The following is a 14,989-nucleotide window of genomic DNA, read 5'->3' as shown; positions in this document are numbered from 1 at the left end:
CGGTCCCGCCGGCGGATGGGGCGCGCTGAAGAGCGTTGGCAAGACACTGCTGCGGCAGGACATCCCGATCAAGGGCGCCAAGACCCTGCTGTCAACGAACCAGCCGGACGGTTTCGACTGCCCCGGCTGCGCCTGGCCCGACCGCAACCACGCGTCGACCTTCGAGTTCTGCGAGAACGGCGTCAAGGCCGTGGCCGCAGAAGCCACGGCGCGCCGGGTCACACGAGATTTCTTCGCCCGGCACACGGTGACCGAGCTGGCCCGGCAGAGCGACTTCTTCCTGGAGGACCAGGGGCGCCTGACCGAGCCCATGGTCTACGACGACGCGAGCGACAGCTACCAGCCGATCGCGTGGGACGACGCCTTCGCGCTGGTGGCCAAGCACCTCAACGCGCTGCCCGACCCGAACCAGGCCATCTTCTACACCTCGGGGCGCACCAGCAACGAAGCGGCGTTCCTCTACCAGCTCTTCGTTCGCGAGTACGGCACCAACAACTTCCCCGATTGCTCGAACATGTGCCACGAGCCCAGCGGCTCGGGCATGCGCCCGCAGATCGGCGTGGGCAAGGGCACGGTGACGCTCGACGACTTCGAGCAGGCCGACGCCATCTTCATCTTCGGCCAGAACCCCGGCACCAACCACCCACGCATGCTGGGCGAGCTGCGCGCGGCCGCCAAGCGCGGCGCCCGGATCGTCAGCTTCAACCCGCTGCGCGAACGTGGGCTGGAGCGCTTTGCCGACCCGCAAGACAAGCTGGAAATGGCGACGATGGGCTCCACGCGCATCAGCTCGCATTACTTCCAGCTTCGGGTGGGCGGCGACTTCGCGCTGGTCAAGGGGATGATGAAGCACGTGGTCGAGCAGGAAGACGCCGGCCGCCAGGTGCTGGACCACGCCTTCATCAACGAGCACACGCGCGGCATCGAGGGCCTGCTGGCCGATCTGCGTGCCGAGTCGTGGGCCCTGCTGGAGCAGGAGTCCGGCCTGACCGAAGCGCAGATCCGCACCGCGGCCGACGTCTACCTCGATGCCAAGAACGTGATCGCCTGTTGGGGCATGGGCATCACCCAGCACCCGCATTCGGTGGCCACGATCCAGATGATCCTGAACTGGCTGATGCTGCGCGGAAACATCGGCCGGCCCGGTGCCGGCGCCTGCCCGGTGCGTGGTCACAGCAATGTGCAGGGTGACCGCACGATGGGCATCTGGGAAAAGCCCCCGGTGGCGCTGCTGGACAGGTTGAAAGAGGTGTTCGGTTTCGAGCCGCCGCGCCAGCATGGCGTGGACACGGTCGGTGCCATCAAGCTGATGATCGAGGGCCGTGGCCGCGTGTTCTTCGCACTCGGCGGCAACTTCGCCGCGGCCACGCCCGACACCTATGAAACCTGGAAGGCGCTGCGCCAGTGCGACCTGACCGTGCACGTGACCACCAAGCTCAACCGCAGCCACCTGGTACACGGCCGCGCGGCGTTGATCCTGCCGTGCCTGGGCCGCACCGAGATCGACATCCAGGTCAGCGGTCCGCAGGGCGTGACTGTCGAAGACTCGATGAGCATGGTGCACATCTCGTCCGGCATCAACCCGCCAGCCTCCGAACACCTGCTGTCCGAGCCGGCCATCGTGGCCCGGCTGGCTGCTGCCACGCTCGGCGAGCGCAGCAAGACACCGTGGCTCTGGTTGATGGAAGACTACGCGCGCATCCGCGACAAGATCGAAGCGGTGTTCGACGACTTCAAGGGCTTCAACGAACGTATCCAGGTGCCGGGCGGCTTTCGCCTGCGCAACAAGGCCAGCGAGCGCGTCTGGGCCACGCCGTCGCAAAAGGCCGAGTTCTTCGTGCACCCGGTRCCCCAAGACACGCCGTCGCACCGCGCTCGCGCGAAGCGGCGCGACACGCTGGTCTTCACGCTGTTCACCACCCGCTCGCACGACCAGTACAACACCACCATCTACGGCCATGACGACCGTTACCGCGGGGTGTTCGGCCAACGCCGCGTCGTCTTCATCAACGCCGAAGACATCAAGGCCCTGGGCCTGAAAGACGGTGACTGGGTCGACCTCAAGACGGTGTGGGTGGACGACGGCGACGACGGCCGCGAGCGGCGCGCCGACAAGTTCAAGCTGGTGCCCTACGACATCCCCCGCGGCTGTTTGGCGGCCTACTACCCCGAGACCAACCCGCTGGTGCCGCTGTCGGCCACGGCCATCATCGCCGGCACGCCGACATCGAAGTCGATCCCGGTGGTGCTGGTGCCGCATGCAGCGGGCTCAGCGCCAGCGCATGCGAACCAGGCCCTGCAAGAGGCTGACGCGAGCGCATGACCTTGGACGAACTCCCCTTGGCCATCCTGCAGGCATTGGCCGCGGCGCCGGGCACGGCCGGCATGTCGCTGCCCCGGCTCGGCAAACAGCTGGGGCAAAGCGCCAGCGTGCTGATGCGGCAGTTGTCGCTGATGAGCGATGCCGCCATCGGCGGCAGGCCGGGCCCGGGTTGGGTTCGCGTGACTCAGGTTGAAGACCGCTGGATGGCCCATTTGACGGACGCTGGGCGTCGGCAGTGCGCGATGCTCTTCTGTGCAAACGACTGACGCGATGAGGGTGACCGACCTCCAAGCCGACAGCCCATCGGCCACCGAGCCCGAGGCCTTCTGCGAAGGTGCGCGAGCGCTGCCGGTGAGCGGTGTGCGCGGCGGCCGGCCCTTCGCCGTGAACGACTGGGTGGCCGAAGAAGTGCCGGTGGCGCTCGAATACAACGGCATCTCGMATGCGGTGATGCTGGCCACACCGCTGGACCTGGAAGACTTCGCGCTCGGTTTCTCGCTCAGCGAAGGCATCCTGGGCGACGCACACGAGCTCTACGCGGTCGAAGAGGACGCGTCTGCACAAGGCATCACGCTGCGCCTGCACGTGGCGCAGTCGGCCTTCGTGCGACTGAAGGAACGTCGCCGTTCGATGGCCGGGCGCACCGGCTGCGGCCTGTGCGGCACCGAGAGCCTGGCCCACGTGACGCGCGACCTGCCGGTGCTGGCCCATGCCGGGCCATGGAGCCGACAAGCCATCGCCCGTGCGATGTCGCAGCTCTGCTCGCTGCAGACGCTGCAGCAGGCCACCGGCGCGGTGCACGCCGCAGCCTGGTGCTCGGCACAGGGCGATGTGCGCTGGCTGCGCGAAGACGTGGGTCGCCACAACGCGCTGGACAAGCTGGTGGGGGCGCTGGCCGCCAACGAAGTGGACGCCGCGACCGGCTTCATCGCCGTGACCAGCCGCGCCAGTTTCGAGATGGTCCAGAAGACGGCGATGGCCGGCGTGTCGCTACTCGCCGCCGTCTCGGCGCCGACCTCGCTCGCGGTCGCCACCGCCGAGCGAGCCGGCATGACGCTGGTCGGCTTTGCGCGTCAGCAGAACCTGGTCGTCTACAGCCACGCCGAGCACCTGTCGCTGGATACCGCAGCCGCCTCTGCTGCCGCGCACGCCTGAGGCTGCTACGGCTTTCCGTAGCCTGCAGGATTGCATCGCAGCCAGCCCTGATTCAACCCGCCGATCCCGCCTTCGGTCGCCCCGCGGCTGCGAGGTCTTGGCGCAGCAGGCAACATCGCGCGCAACCGAATCTGGAGACAAACAATGCTGAACCGACGTGAATGGGCAAAACGAACGGCCGCGGTGGCCGCGGGCACGGCGCTGCCGGCCGGCTGGGCCGCAGCGCAAGCCGCCGCCACCACACCCTCGCCCGCAGCCCCATCGGCCGCGCTGGCCGATATCGCCGCCCGCTACTTCGCCGATGGGCTGGAGCTGGACCCGCTGCATGGCTCGATGACGCTGGCCGCACCGCGCTTCGAAGGCCGGCTCGCGATCACCATCGCGCCCGCCGAAGTCGCCAAGTCGCATGCGCTGAACGAACGCGTCAAGCGCGAACTGGCCGCCGTGCCGGTGGACACGCTGACGCCGGCCGATCGGCTGACGCACGAACTGCTGGGTTGGGAAGTCCAGCTCGCGCTGGACGGCGATGACTATCCCGACCACCTGATGCCCATGGACCAGTACGGTGGCCTGCCGGTGGCCTTGTCCAACTGGGCCGGTGGTGACCAGACGCAGCCGCTGAAGACACCGGCCGACTACGACAACTACCTGAAGCGCCTGCGCCGCATCCCGGACTACAACCGCCAGGCGATCGTCAACATGCGCGAAGGCATCGCCAAGGGCTACACGCAGCCTCGCGCGCTGGTGCAGTCGGGGCTGCMGATGCTGAAGGCGCTGACCGACCCGCGCTTCGACAAGACCCCGTTCGGCGCCGCGCTGCGCGTGATGCCGGCCAGCTTCGACGCGGCCGAGCGCGCCCGCATCTCGCAGGCCTATCTGAAGGCCTATGACAAGGAGATCCGGCCGTCGCTGCTGGGCTTGCTGGCATTCCTGCAGGGGCCTTACCTGCGCGCCTGCCGCAGCAGCGCGGGCATCTCAGCGCTGCCGCAAGGCGAGGCCTACTACGCCTACCTCGTGCGCCAGCACACGACCACCGACATGAGCGCCGACCAGATCCACGCGCTGGGCTTGGCGGAGGTCGCGCGCATCCACGGTGAGATGGCAACGCTGCAGAACCGCTTCGGCCACAAGGGCTCGATCAACGCGTTCCTGAAGTGGCACGAGGTGCAGCCGCGCTTCCGGCCCTTCCGCAGCTGGGACGACATCCTCAAGGGCTACTACGCACTGAACGAACAGGTCACGCCTCAGTTGGCCAAGCTGTTCGGCCGGCTGCCGAAGCAGCCGCTGCAGATCCGCGAGATCCCCGAGCTGCAGCGCGCGACGACCAGCCCGTACTACAACCCACCGTCACCCGACGGCGCGCGGCCCGGCGTCTTCTTCGTCGGCGCGCCGACTACGCCGCCGAAGTACAACAACGCGCAGATGACCTCGCTGCTGCTGCATGAGGGCCAGCCGGGCCACCACTTCCACACCAGCCTGCAGTACGAGCTGACGCTGCCGGACTTCCGCCGCTATGGCTGGAACGACGCGTTCGGCGAAGGCTGGGCGCTGTACGCCGAGACGCTGGGCCACGAGATGGGCCTGTATGCCGACCCGAACCAGCACCTGGGCCACCTGGAGATGGAACTGCACCGCGCGGTACGGCTGGTCACCGACACGGGGCTGCACGCTAAGGGCTGGACGCGAGAGCGGACGATGGCCTACATGATGGAGATCGAGGGCATCACGGCGGCCGACGCCAAACAGTCGACCGAGCGCTACATGGCCACGCCCGGCCAGGCGCTGGCCTACAAGATCGGCGCACTGAAGATCCAGCAATTGCGCCAGCGCGCGCAGCAGCAGCTGGCCGACCAGTACAAGCTGGCCGACTTCCACGACCTGGTGCTGTCGCAGGGCACGCTGCCTCTGCAGGTGCTGGAGCGGCAGGTCGACAGCTGGATCGCGCAGCAGGCTGGCGGCAAGACGGCCTGAGCGAGGCCCGAGAACGACAAAGCCGGCAAGATGCCGGCTTTGTTCATTTCAGTCAGACCCGCTTCAGATGCGCGGCTCGCCTTCGTCGTTGACCGTCAGCGTCGGGCCCGGCGGGAAGGTGGTCTGCACATGGTGCTCGACACCGCGGAACTGGTAGCTGACGTCCCAATAGTCCGGCCGGCCTTGCGGCGGCACCGCGGCGCAACGCTGCGCCGGGCGGCTGACCACCGTCTCGCGACCGACGTTGGCACCGACCACCGCGCCGACCACCGCACCACCGGCAGTGGCCAGGTCACGGCCCGAGCCGCTGCCGATCTGGTGGCCGAGGATGCCGCCCAGGATCCCGCCGACGACAGCGCCGCCGACGTTCGGCTCGTTGTGGCGCTCGACAGTGACGCGCTCACGTTCGATCCAGCAGCGCTGCTGCTGCGGGCCGGTGAACACGGCTTGCGCACCGGTCACCTGCGCTTCGTAGAAACGCTCCTGCGGACGGCGACGCCAGTCGTACACCGGCTCCGCCACCGGGGCGTAGCGCACCTCTTCGTAGCGTGCCGTGGGCGGCACCGGCCGCACCGACGACAGCCTGTCGTTCATCCCCATCGCGCCCAGGCTCGGGTAACGCCCCGGCCGCAGGATCACGCAGCGGCCCTGGAAGCCGGCGTGTTCGCAAACCTCCCAGCGCTCGCCCAGCACGATGACCGACGAGGCGCGGTCGTTGAAGCCGAACTGATGGAAGTTGCCCACCTCGCCGCTGACCTGAAAGGCCCGGCCCTGGAAGCCGCCGTGCTCGAAGAAGGCGATCTGGCCGCCCTGGCCCGGGTTTTGCGGAGGCGGGTAATGGTCATCACCGTGGTGCCCGTCGTGGTGCACCGGCCGGGCCGACGACAGGCGGTCGTTCATGTGCATCTCGCCGAGCGAGCGGTACGAGCCGGGCCTGAGCACGATGCATTGGCCGCCGAACTCGACGTGCTCGCACACTTCCCAGGGCTGGCCGGTGACGACGACCGACGAGACGCGGTCGTTGAAGCCGAAGCGGCGGAAGTCTTCTACCCGGTGCTGCGTCGTGAACGCGCGCCCCTCAAAATTGCTGTGTTCGTAGAAGGTCACTTCAGCCGACACTTGGCCGGCCAGCAGCACGGCCAAGCTGGCCAGTGCCGATTTGAGTTTGCGGTGCATGAACTGCCTTGTTTCCTTTGCTCACATTTCAGGCCCCGAGCCGGGTGGCTCGGCTCGATTCGCCCGGAGCATCGTCACAACGCAGCGGCACCCTCAGCCGATGACAAACCCGCATCGGCCGACTTCGGACTGGCGATACACGATCTCGGCCGTTAGGATCCGCGTTTTTCCCGCTCCCCGCGTTCCCCCCACGCTCCCCCTCTGAGAGGACGATCCCATGCACCACTCCGTCACGCTCCGGTTCCCCACCCTCGCGCTGGCCTCGTTGCTGGCTCTCCTTGGCGGGCAGGCCGCGGCCCAGTCGACCAACGGCGTCACGATGCTGCGCATCGCCAACGGCCCGGGCGGCGAGATCCTGAAGAACGAGAGCACCGGCCTGCACACCGCCTCCTGGAACATCGGTGACTCCGATGCGCAGTCGTACTCGACCTTCAATGACCGCGACACCGCGCTCGCCTTCTGCTCGGCCGGCACCGCGTCGGGCGTGCCGTGGGACCTCTCGTCGCGCCTGTACGGCGGCGACGTGGTGGTGTTCCAGGTCGCCGGCGCGACGCCGACTCAGATCACGACGCTGAACATCACCGTCAAGGCCTTCGGCAGTGGTTCGGTGACGACGACCGCAGCACTCGACTACTGCATCGGCAGCACGCAGGCCGGGCGCTGCCCGACCGCGCTCGATGCATCGGTCGCCCAGCAGCTGAAGTTGCCGGCGCCCAGCCGTGTCCGGGCGGCCGGCGGTGACCATGTCGATTCGCTGGCGAAGAACATCATCGACTACGAGCACAAGGTGGCGCTGAAGATCAAAGGGCCGAAGGCCGTGGTGCCGATGTGGTACGCGTTGGCGTCGACCTGCACGCGCAACGCCAAGTCGATCGTCGCGTCGGCGTCGAGCCAGCTCGCATCGATGGAGGTCACGCTGCCCGCCGGTGTGACCTGCACCTCACGCACCGGCAAGGCCTTCAACGCCAAGTGCCCGACGGCCTCGGCCGGCTCTTGACGCGCCTCAACGCACACGACGAAAAAAGCCGGCCCGAGGGCCGGCTTTTCGTTGCGGCGCTTGGCGAAGCTCAGGGCTTCCAGCCGAGCTTGATGACTTCGAAGTCGCTCGCGGTCAGCGTCGAGAACGCCGGGTTCAGGATGTCGTTGTTCCAGCGCTTGTCGAAGGTGCCGCTGATGTACATGTCCGACCCGTTGTCAGCCACGATCAGGCCATAGCGCTGCATCGCGCGGAAGATCTTGCGTGCATGCGGGTCGTTGGTGCGCGTGGCCGGGTCGACGCCATTGACGCTCATCTTCAGCCGCAGCCGCGCGCCCATCGGCAACGCGCCCGCGGTCGAGCCCGCCGTGTGCGAGCCCGGGTAGACGTGGCCGTTGGTGGCGCGCACCGTCATTCGCAGCGCGTGCTTGATCTCGGGCACGCTGTCGTTCCACGCCTCGTCATAGCGCACCAGGCCCGGGAAGATCGCCAAGCCGGCCGCGTCCGCCGAGGTCCAGCCCTCGGGCCGGCGGTTGTTCGTCTTCATGTCGAAGAACGCCCCCGAGCCGCCGAACCACTTCTTCAGCGTCGGGTCGTAGAACATGTTGTACAGCTCGTACAGGTACTTGTTCGTGCAGTCGATGATCAGGATGTGGCGGTCGTTCTTCTTGCGCTGATCGATGTTGGCCGGCGCACCGCCCTCGACCCAATGCGGCTGGGTGATCGCCTGGGCGGGGATCGGGTAGAAGGCCTTGGGCTTGCCGGTGTCCAGGTCGACACCGTCGCTCTCGTCCCAGTACTTGAACTTGACCTTCTGCTTCGCCTGCGTGCTGTTGACGATCGCCCACGGGAAACCGTAGATGCTCTCGCTGCCGGGCTTGACCTCGCCGCCGAAGTCAGGGTGCAGGTGACGTGGCGTGCCGTTGTTGACAAACGAGATGAAGCTCGCCGACTTCGGGTCGACCGGTGCGGCACTGATGTCGGTGTTCCACCAGTTGTCGGCGGGGAACAGCGGCAGCGGGCCAGGTGGCGGCGCCCCCTCAACGGGCACCTCGGGTGGGCATTGCTGGGCAAAGGCGGTGGCCAGGCAGGCCTGCAACGCCAATGCGACGATGGCTCTAGGGAATTTATTCATGGCTGATGTCCAAAAGAACAGCTGAAACCGCAGTGTCGCCCTGCGCTCAGCCGCCTTGAGCGGTCAAATCGTTACCGCTGACCGCAAGCGTCAGCGATTGATGCAGGGCGGGTTCGTGCCGTCACGGCCTGCTGCAGTGCAGAAATCAGGCCCTGCACATCGCCCGCTGGCACGGTGATGGCACCGCAGTCGGGCGGCAAGCCGCATGCCGGCGTGGCCACCACCGGCAACCCGGCGGCCAGCGCCAACAGCAGCGCGCGCGGCGCATGCTCCACATGCGCCGGCAGGGCCACCACGTCGGCTTCGGCCAACCAGCGGCGGTCGGCATAGCGGCCTTGTTCAGCGGCAACGCCTTGCCACAAATTGGCGTCGTCAGATGGGCTGCCCAGCACCCGCAGGCGCCAGCCCAACGCGCGCATCGCGGCAGCCAGTTCCAGTGCGCCTTTGCGMGGCAGCGCGCTCGCGGCGAAGACCACCAGCGGCACGGCACTCACCTGTCGCTCCGTTGCGGCAACCGTCGATCGCTGTGTGGCCCACGGCAGCACACGCACGTTGCGCACACCTTGCCGGGCCAGGCAATCGGCCACGTCATGGTGTGGCGTCAGCACGGTTCGGGCGCCACGCAATGCGGCCCATTCGGCATCGGCGAAAGCGGCATCGACGCGGAAGTCGGCCAGCGAATTGGCTCTCGGCCACTGCCGGCCGGCTGCGTCGAGCCGGTGCTGCAGTTCACCGGCCGGCAGCGCCGACACCAACACGTCGTACTGGCGGCCGCCCAGGCTGCCTTGGCGCCACAGCGGCACGAGCAGGCTCTGGTCGACCAGCAGCTCAGTGTGCTCGGGCTTCAGCGCGGCCGCGGCCCAGTCAGCCAACCAGGCGTCGGCGCGCACGATCGCCGCCTGCCGCGACCCGCCCTCGCCCGCTGCGCGGCGCAACGCCCAGGTGCGGCGCAGCGAAGCGACGAGGGCAACGTGCTGCCGTGCGGTAGCAGGTGGCTGCCACACACCGGCCGCGCGACGGGCCGCGCGCACCCACGGTAAGAACCAGTCGGCATCGCCGCCCTCGCCTGCCAGGTGGGCCGCCCACTCGGGTGTCCAGCCGTTGAGCAGCAGCGCCCGGCGCCCCACCGCCGGCAAGGCGCGTTGCGCCGCATGCCTGAAGCAGCTGGTCTCGTCGCATGTCATGCACCCTCGCGCGACGGTGGTTGGCGGCGTCGCGGCATGCCAGACCCGCGTGTTCTGGCGTGGTGCATTCACCGGCACTGCCGCCCGCAGCCGAAGCACCAGCTCGCTGCCGGTCAGTGACACGTCGATCCGGAAGTCGAAGGGTGCGCGCAGGCGCAGGTCGATGTAGTTCCACAGCACCGTGGCGTCGACCTCGTCCGGCGGCCCTGCCTGTTCGATGCGTGCGCTGTGCCCATGCCGCTCGACCAGCTCAATGCCCGCCCGCGCCGCGGCACTGGCCAAGGCATTCGACAACTGGCACAGCCCGCCGGCCACCGTGGGCACCACGCAGCCGGCGCGCACCTCGCGGCCGAGCACGAAGCCGCGCCAACGCGACGGCCGGCCCAGCTGGCGCCAGAAGCTCAGCACCTGGCCGGCCGGCACTACCACCCCGTCGAAAGCGCGAACAGCAACACGCAGGTTGTGCACCTTGCCGGCCACCAGCGCGAACTCATCGGCGCGGCCGTCGGTCCACAGCGGTGAGCGCAGTTCGGCCAGCACCGGTGCATCGCTCAGGGCGGAGGTGGTCGCATGCCGATGCACCCGGTTCGAAGGCCAGCTGTCGCGCAGCGTGCGCAACAGCACGTGGCCCGCCACGCGCACGGCCAGCCAAGCGGCCGACAGCCGCGTCGGCACGGCCCTTCGATCGGCCGGCACGGCGCTCATCGGGCACCGCCCCGGGCAACGCGTTTCTTCTGGTGCATCCCTCACCTTCCTGCGGCGCACTGTACCGGCAGGCGTGACCGGCCTCGCTTGCCGCAAGGCTCGGCGCCCCTACAATCGCGACTTCCTTTTCTGACTGCTGCTGCAGCTGAAGGCCTCTGCCCCGCGCCACTTGCCGGGGCCGCCTTTTATCGCCTGGCTTGGCCAGGCCCTCGGGTTCCTCACCCGGGAAAGCACAGCGTCATGTCCTCTCATCTCATTCGCCTTCAGCGCGCCTTTGCCCGCGCGAAGATCGACCTGCGTTTCGACAACGGCGTCTACCGCGTCCGCGACGAAGCGGCCGAAGCCTCCATCCTGTTGCCGGCCTCGCTGGCACTGGAAGAAAAGGCCGTCCGGCAGCTGCTGGCCTTCGCGTCAGTCAAGACGCCGGCTGGCGACCCCGCTGTCTGCGCCGCCTGCGCAACACCGGACTTCCACCCCGGCGCGATCGCACCGGTCGGCTCGATCGTCGCGACCGATGCCGACGTGGTGATCCCGGCCGCGATCGGCACCGACATCAACTGCGGCATGCGGCTGTACAGCACCGGCCTGTCGCTGGCGCAGCTCGGCCCGAGCAAAGAAGCGCTGGTGGCGCGACTGAAAGCAGTGCTGCTCGAAAACGAGCGCAACGTGCCGCTGCCCACGCGTGCCTTCAAGGCCTTGTTCGACGCGGGCCCGCTGGCCTTCATCGACGCCATCGAACCGCATGGCTTGTGGGCCGGCGTCGACCGCGACCGCCTGGCTGACGAGGTCGCGCGCTGCATCGGCCTGGACCATCTCACCGCCGATTCACGCCACGCGCCCGATGCCTTCGTCGGCACCCGCGAGGTCTATCGCGACCCCTGCCTCGGCACGCCCGGCTCGGGCAATCATTTCGTCGAACTGCAAGTCGTCGACGAAGTGATGGACCGGCACGCGGCATACGCAGCCGGGCTGAAGAGTGGCGACGTGGTGGTGATGATCCACAGCGGCTCGCGCGACCTGGGCTTCCATGTCGGCGCCCGCTGGATGGACCGAGCCCGCGATGCGTGGCCCACCGGCGTGCGCCATCCGGAAAGCAAGCTCTACGCGCTGGCAGGCCCGCTGGCCACCGAGTACCTGCAAGCCATGGGCGTGGCCGCGCGCTACGCCTGGGCGAACCGCGTCGTGCTGGGCGAGATGGTGCGGGCCGAGTTGCAGCGGGTCCTTGGCGCCGACGGCACACGCCTGGTGGTCGACGTGCCGCACAACGTGGTGTTGACCGAGCGGGGTCGCAACATCCACCGCAAGGGCGCGACGCCGGCGCACGACGGCGACCTGGCACTGATCCCCGGCTCGATGGGCGACCACTCGTTCGTCGCCAAAGGCCGCGGCCACGCCGACTGGCTCTGGTCATGCAGCCATGGCGCAGGCCGACGCATGCGCCGCCAGCAAGCCCGGGCGGTGTGCCGGCCCGACGCTGGCCCGACCGAATGGCAATGCGTGACGCTGCGCGAAGAGCGCCGCATCGAAGAAGCGCCCGAGGCCTACAAGCCGATCGGCCCGGTCATCGAGGCGCAAGAGCAAGCCGGCCTGATCGACGCGGTCGCGCGGCTGCAGCCCTGGGTGACCTTCAAGGCTTGAGGGTGCGACAAGAGGCAAGCGACGGCCCAACGCCGCAGCGTTACCCCTTGTTGCCAGACCACGATTGGAACCGGTACCAACCCGAATGCCGAGAGGCGGCTTGGCCCAGTATGGTTTGCGCCTTGTGTGTTCGACCGCGGATCGGCTTGATGCCCACCGCAACACCAGCAGGAGGAGCCATGAAGCTCACGCGACGCCTTGCCTTGACCGCCCCGTTGATCACCCTCGCCACGGTCGGACTGACCTGGGCGATGCCTGCCGCGGCTGCCGAGACGGCAGCTGCGGGCCACAGCAACTTCCTGAAGACCGACGGCCGGACCATCCGCAACCAGCACGGCAGCGGCGACGCGATCTACCTGCGCGGCGTCAACCTCGGCGGCTGGCAGGTGCACGAGCCGTGGATGTCGCCGCTGGCCGGCGTCAACGACGACTACACGATGCGCAAGACGCTGAGCCAGCGCTTCGGCGATTCGGGCCGCGACGCGCTGATCGCCGCCTACCAGGACACCTACCTGCAAGAGAAGGACTTCATCCGCTTGTCCGACCTGGGTATGAGCGCGGTGCGGCTGCCGATCTATTACCTCAACCACATGAACGAGGACGGCACCTGGAAGCTCGACGCGACCGGCAAGCCCGACCTGCGCCGCATCGAGTGGGTCGTGAAGATGGCGAAGAAGCATCGCCTGTACGTGATCCTCGATCTGCACGGCGCGCCGGGTTCGCAGAACGGCGCCGACCACAGCGGCAAGGTCGGCGGCTCCGGTCAGTTGTGGGACAACGCCACCTACCAGGCGCAGACGATGACGTTCTGGCGCACCGTTGCCGAACGGTTCAAGAACAACTCGACAGTCGCCGGCTACGACCTGCTGAACGAGCCGTCGACGAACTACCCCTCGCCCGCCACGCGCGAAGTGCTGGACATGTACGACCGCATCTACCGCGAGATCCGCTCGGTCGATGCGAACCACGTCATCTTCATGGAAGGCATCTGGGACTGGTCGGCCATCACGCCGCCCAGCGAGTACGGCTGGACCAACGTCTGCTACTCGTTCCATTACTACAACTGGGGCAACGACTCGAATTACGAAGCGCAGAAGGCCTTCACCGACGCCAAGGTTGCCGACGAGCAGGCGCATGCCTGGTACAACGTGCCGCACCACGTCGGAGAGTTCAACCTGTTCTCGCTGCAGACCAGTTGGGAGTACGCGCTCCAGCGCTACAACGAGGCCGGTTGGCACTGGAACAGCTGGACCTACAAGGGCACCAGCATCGGCAACTGGGCGCTTTACAACCACTCGAACGCCGGTGCCAACACGCCCAACGTGGCGACGGACAGCTACGCGACGATCGAGTCCAAATGGCGCCACTGGGACGTCGAGCAGGACATGGTCGCGAACACGATGCTGAACACCGTGTTCAAGAACGCACTGACCGGTGCCAACAGCCTGATCCGCAACCTGCCGTACGAGGGCACCTGGCCAGCGAAGGACAAGCTGCAGGCGCAGAACTTCTACAACCAGAGTGGCGTCAGCTTCGACTCGAACGGCATCGGCTTCTTCGACGCCGGCGACTGGCTGCGCTACACCTCACTCGATTTCGGCAGCAAGGGGCTGGACCGGATCCGGCTGCGGCTGGCGGTGGATGCGGCCTTCGCCGGCAAGACCATCGAGGTTCGGTTGGACAGTGTGAGTGGCCCGCTGATCGGTTCGATCACGGTGCCCAACACCGGCGGCTGGACGACCTACCAGACCTTCACCTTCCCGATCCAATCGACGACCGGTGTGCACAACGTCTACCTGGTCGGCAAGGGCGGCAGCGGCATCGCCAACCTCGATTGGCTGGCGTTTGGGGCCCCCAAGGTCCGGGCGCTGCCCGGCCCGTCCCCCCGAGGGGGATCAAGAAGCTAGGGGCGGCCCGTCGCTTCTTGAGCGCGACGGCCGCGTTTGCATCAGTCGAGCACAGCCGTCGGCGGCTTGATCTCGCGCACGCTGCCGCGCTTGTAGAGCAGCCCGTTGCTGCTCACACCGTCGCTGCGAAAGTAGACGCTGATGTTGGGTTTGCCGGTTTCCGAGCCGGCACGCTGCTTGGCCTTGGTCAACACCGCGGCCGGGTTCACGCCGCTGGCGCAGGGCTTGCCGCCAACGCCGAAATCAGTGCCGCGGTCGACGTGCGAATTCAGCAGTTGCCAGTGGCCGCCGCCGGCGCCATCGGTGGTGTCGAGGTAAAGTTCCTGGCGCACGCTGCCATCGGGCTGGTCGTAGACGACGTGCTTGTAGCCGAGCCACACGTTCTTCGGCATGCCGCCTGACCACTGCGTCTTGTTCAGGATCGCGGTCGACGCGGGGTGGCTGGTTTCCTTCTCGAAATCGATGTGGCCGTCGTAGCGCATGCGGGCATCGATGCCGCGCGTGTCGCACAGGTTCTTGTCTTCGTCGCCGATGGTGCCGTGGTTGGTGCGCGCCATGCCGACCAGGCCACCCCAAGGCGTGTTGTTGTCGGCCACACGCATGAAGTACATCGTCATCTCGACGTTGCGCCATTGCGCCTGGCGAGCCGGGTCGTGCACGTACATGCGCGGCACCGAACCCGAGATCTTCAGCACGCCGTCGCCGCTGGTCTGGTAGCTGGCGCTGCCATGATCCGCGTCGAACCACGCGTCTTGTGGGTCGACACCGCTGAAGCTGCGCGCGACGCCGTTGTCCCAGGTCGAGAGCCAGTTCTTGCCC

Annotated in this window: 11 protein-coding genes; 7 read left to right on the top strand and 4 right to left on the bottom strand. The window is 67.7% G+C overall.

Going from position 1 to position 14,989, the window contains the following annotated elements; translation table 11 throughout:
• The 4 genes from AC1DYI_RS13105 to AC1DYI_RS13090 all read left to right on the top strand — a co-directional run.
• A partial coding sequence (locus tag AC1DYI_RS13105; RefSeq protein ID WP_477204556.1) for an FdhF/YdeP family oxidoreductase occupies window positions 1-2,323 on the top strand: 2,323 nt, incomplete at its 5' end.
• 2 nt (window positions 2,324-2,325) lie between these two features.
• Complete coding sequence (locus tag AC1DYI_RS13100) at window positions 2,326-2,589, top strand: hypothetical protein (RefSeq protein ID WP_477204555.1); 264 nt, start codon at window positions 2,326-2,328, stop codon at window positions 2,587-2,589.
• 4 nt (window positions 2,590-2,593) lie between these two features.
• Window positions 2,594-3,478: a formate dehydrogenase accessory sulfurtransferase FdhD gene (gene fdhD / locus AC1DYI_RS13095; RefSeq protein ID WP_477204554.1), complete on the top strand. Its 885-nt coding sequence runs from the start codon at window positions 2,594-2,596 to the stop codon at window positions 3,476-3,478.
• 144 nt (window positions 3,479-3,622) lie between these two features.
• Window positions 3,623-5,449, top strand: coding sequence for a DUF885 domain-containing protein (locus AC1DYI_RS13090; protein WP_477204553.1), 1,827 nt, complete (start codon window positions 3,623-3,625; stop codon window positions 5,447-5,449).
• Between the two features lie 63 nt (window positions 5,450-5,512).
• Here the strand turns inward: AC1DYI_RS13090 and AC1DYI_RS13085 are convergent, their stop codons facing one another.
• Window positions 5,513-6,625 (bottom strand): beta/gamma crystallin-related protein, encoded by a 1,113-nt coding sequence (locus tag AC1DYI_RS13085; protein WP_477204552.1) that lies wholly within the window; start codon window positions 6,623-6,625, stop codon window positions 5,513-5,515.
• A gap of 217 nt (window positions 6,626-6,842) precedes the next feature.
• Here AC1DYI_RS13085 and AC1DYI_RS13080 point away from each other — a divergent pair, with 217 nt between their 5' ends.
• A complete protein-coding gene (locus tag AC1DYI_RS13080) occupies window positions 6,843-7,622 on the top strand; it encodes a hypothetical protein (protein WP_477204551.1) in 780 nt (259 codons plus the stop codon).
• Window positions 7,623-7,692: 70 nt separating this feature from the next.
• Here AC1DYI_RS13080 and AC1DYI_RS13075 read toward each other — a convergent pair whose 3' ends face one another.
• Both AC1DYI_RS13075 and AC1DYI_RS13070 read right to left on the bottom strand, forming a co-directional pair.
• Complete coding sequence (locus tag AC1DYI_RS13075; RefSeq protein ID WP_477204550.1) at window positions 7,693-8,736, bottom strand: hypothetical protein; 1,044 nt, start codon at window positions 8,734-8,736, stop codon at window positions 7,693-7,695.
• 71 nt (window positions 8,737-8,807) lie between these two features.
• Window positions 8,808-10,625 carry a VanW family protein gene (locus AC1DYI_RS13070; RefSeq protein ID WP_477204549.1) on the bottom strand — a complete coding sequence of 606 codons (1,818 nt, stop codon included), beginning with the start codon at window positions 10,623-10,625 and terminating at the stop codon, window positions 8,808-8,810.
• A 240-nt stretch (window positions 10,626-10,865) separates the two neighbouring features.
• Between AC1DYI_RS13070 and AC1DYI_RS13065 the strand changes: the two genes are divergently transcribed.
• Window positions 10,866-12,263, top strand: coding sequence for an RtcB family protein (locus AC1DYI_RS13065; protein WP_477204548.1), 1,398 nt, complete (start codon window positions 10,866-10,868; stop codon window positions 12,261-12,263).
• A gap of 179 nt (window positions 12,264-12,442) precedes the next feature.
• On the top strand, window positions 12,443-14,170 hold the full coding sequence (locus AC1DYI_RS13060; RefSeq protein WP_477204547.1) for a carbohydrate-binding protein: 1,728 nt from the start codon (window positions 12,443-12,445) through the stop codon (window positions 14,168-14,170).
• Window positions 14,171-14,211: 41 nt separating this feature from the next.
• On the opposite strand, the gene AC1DYI_RS13055 is transcribed toward AC1DYI_RS13060, so the two are convergent.
• On the bottom strand, window positions 14,212-14,989 hold a 778-nt coding region (locus tag AC1DYI_RS13055), incomplete at its 5' end, for a hypothetical protein (protein WP_477204546.1).

The organism is Ideonella sp. P3_A4, from assembly GCF_056403075.1.
Note: the sequence above shows the minus strand (reverse complement) of the source record. Positions and strands in the feature narration are given on the sequence as shown.